Here is a 476-nt window from a genome sequence, read left to right on the forward strand (position 1 = left end):
CCACTCACGCCTTGCTCGACCATGCGTCGCGCGACGATCTGCGCAACAAAGAAGGAAGCACGCAGATTGAGGCCCATGATATCATCGAAATCGGCCTGCGTTACATCAAGGAATGGGTTGGTGCGGTTCATCCCGGCATTGTTGACCAACACATGAAATGCCGGCCTGTGTGAAACAGCTTCACTCACTGCCGAAACGTCCCGGATATCGAGAGCGATGGCTTCGGCTCGTCCGCCCGCGCGAGTGATATTGGCCGCGGCAGCCTCCACCTCGCTCAATGTGCGGGCGGCCAGAATAACCTCGGCACCAAAGTGGGCGAGCGCATGGGCGGCGGCCAGTCCCAGCCCCCGCCCAGCTCCCGTAATGAGCGCTCGTTTTCCGTCCAGCCTGAAATTTGGCGCGACTTGATTTTCCTCCATAAATCTCTCTCCATTTGTTTGAAATTGGGAATACGTATGCGCACGCATTTGCTAAAT

General features: G+C 56.9%; 1 protein-coding gene. It reads right to left on the reverse strand.

Annotated elements, in window-relative coordinates; genetic code table 11:
* The coding region (locus EN955_RS34630) for an SDR family NAD(P)-dependent oxidoreductase (RefSeq protein WP_127223583.1) at positions 1-419 on the reverse strand (419 nt) is incomplete at its 3' end.
* Positions 420-476: the final 57 nt, after the last annotated feature.

The organism is Mesorhizobium sp. M7A.F.Ca.CA.001.04.2.1, from assembly GCF_003998485.1.
Taxonomy (GTDB): domain Bacteria; phylum Pseudomonadota; class Alphaproteobacteria; order Rhizobiales; family Rhizobiaceae; genus Mesorhizobium; species Mesorhizobium ciceri.